Origin of the sequence: Flavobacterium sp. (assembly GCF_031423415.1) — a bacterium.
Classification (GTDB): domain Bacteria; phylum Bacteroidota; class Bacteroidia; order Flavobacteriales; family Flavobacteriaceae; genus Flavobacterium.
Genome location: NZ_JANPFL010000029.1, coordinates 1 through 1,455, shown reverse-complemented (window position 1 = coordinate 1,455; position 1,455 = coordinate 1). Strand labels below are relative to the sequence as shown.

Here is a 1,455-nt window from a genome sequence, read left to right as displayed (position 1 = left end):
TTATTTCAAGAATATCTTTAAAATTAGTAGTATATTTTTTTGACAAATGATTTTGTTTCATATTCCAAGTCAAATTTAGGTTTTGTGTAGCCAATTTTACTTTTTTATTTCCAATTTTTTTATTCAACTTGTCCATTGTTTGCATTAATGCCAAATGTTTGGGGTTTTCTTCATCGAATAATTGAAACTGTTTTTTGTCTTCATCGACCAACGAAGTCACAATTACACCAGCTTTTTTAAATTTTAGATGTTCATTTCCTTTATGTAATTGTTTCAACATATCAATTGCTGTGTTGGAAATTGTTAAAGTCGAATTAGACGCAAAAGGCAAAGTTATTGCCATATTAAAATAATATTTAGAGGTCTGAACCGTGTGCTTGTCTACAACTAGCATTACGATTATTGTGTGGCAACATGAGTTTTGTTTGCGCAACTTTTCTGCACAAACACTTGCAAATGTCGAAACTCGTTCACGCAAATCATCAAATTCTGAAATTTGTTTTGGAAAACTTCTGGTTGTTGCAATACTTTTTTTCTGATCAGGAATCGGTTCTAAATCCAAAACCGATTTTCCTTCAAGTTCATATTTTAATCGCATTCCGATAATGCCCATTTCTTTTTTAATCCAAGCTTCGTGTTGCGGTAACGTGAAATCGTAGGCTGTAAAAATATTTCGCAACTTGACTTTCTTTTCTTGTTGGCGACCAATGCCCCAAACGTCTTCAATTTTGGTCCATTTCAATGCTTTAATTCTTTTTTCATCAGAATCAATTACATAAACGCCCGAAGTTCGTTCTTGAAATTTTTTGGCGATTTTGTTGGCAACTTTCGACAAAGCTTTGGTTTCGGCAAAACCAATACAAACTGGAATTCCGACCCATTTCTGGATTCTAGCCTTCATTTGTATGCCGTAATTGTGATAATCTTCGATGTTCATTCCGTCAAAATTCAAGAAAGCTTCGTCAATGCTATAAACCTCTAGATTTGGAGTAAACTGGCCCAAAACGCCCATAACTCGATTACTCAAATCGCCATAAAGTGCATAATTAGACGAAAAAACCTGAACGTTTTCTTTTCTAATCAAGTCTTTAATTTGAAATGCTGGTGCACCCATTTTTATGCCAATTGCTTTGGCTTCGTTGCTTCTAGAAATTACGCAACCATCGTTATTAGACAAAATCGCAACAGGTTTTCCGTTGAATTTCGGTTGAAAAACACGTTCGCAAGAAGCATAAAAATTGTTACAATCGACAAGTGCATACATTTTGTAAATTTACAGAATACCATTTTATTTTTTTAGTTTACAAAAGTTAATTTCTTTGGATTGTTGATAAAATTAAATGTTGAAATTCTTATTATATTTTTAATTCAATTCACTAAATCTAAACATTATTTTTTAAATTACTTTATGGTCAATGATTAAAAATATGATAAAATTGAATGATTTTACAAAAT

General features: G+C 31.8%; 1 protein-coding gene. It reads right to left on the bottom strand.

What is annotated here, in order from left to right:
- On the bottom strand, positions 1-1,264 hold a 1,264-nt coding region (locus tag RMO83_RS03440; protein WP_310558280.1), incomplete at its 3' end, for a Y-family DNA polymerase.
- Positions 1,265-1,455: the final 191 nt, after the last annotated feature.